The sequence below is a fragment of the Pseudoalteromonas sp. 20-92 genome (genome assembly GCF_030847595.1).
GTDB lineage: Bacteria > Pseudomonadota > Gammaproteobacteria > Enterobacterales > Alteromonadaceae > Pseudoalteromonas > Pseudoalteromonas fuliginea.
Genome location: NZ_JANJGQ010000081.1, coordinates 1 through 383, shown reverse-complemented (window position 1 = coordinate 383; position 383 = coordinate 1). Strand labels below are relative to the sequence as shown.

Sequence of the window (383 nt, the reverse complement as noted above, 5' to 3'; positions counted from 1 at the left end):
CTCGCTTTTTTAGCGTGAGCAAGAGAGGGCCAGCGCAGTAAGAAGTCACAGAATATTTGAGTGTCTTTTTCTTTAAACCAATCAATCACGTGGGGATAATAATTTTTTAGCGTTGTGGCTATTTTATTGGTTAAATTAACACGATCTTGTACTAGTTTACGTCTGTATTCGACAAGCTGCGCAAGACACCTAACGTCCTCTGAATCCGGCCTAATAACCGTTAATTTATCCATGTGAAGTTGTAAGATTTCAACTTGAATAATTGCATCAGTAGGATCATCTTTAGCCCCGCTGTGCGTAAATGCAGCACGGTATTTAGCAACACTTGATGGGTTAATCACAAATAATACAATGTGCTTAAATTTACTGAGTGCATATATAAG

1 protein-coding gene is annotated in these 383 nt (G+C 38.1%); it reads right to left on the bottom strand.

Translation table 11 applies throughout. The annotated features are described in order from the left end of the window. Positions 1 to 341: transposase (locus NRL14_RS20830; protein WP_306725521.1), on the bottom strand; the 341-nt coding region annotated here is incomplete at its 3' end. Positions 342 to 383: the final 42 nt, after the last annotated feature.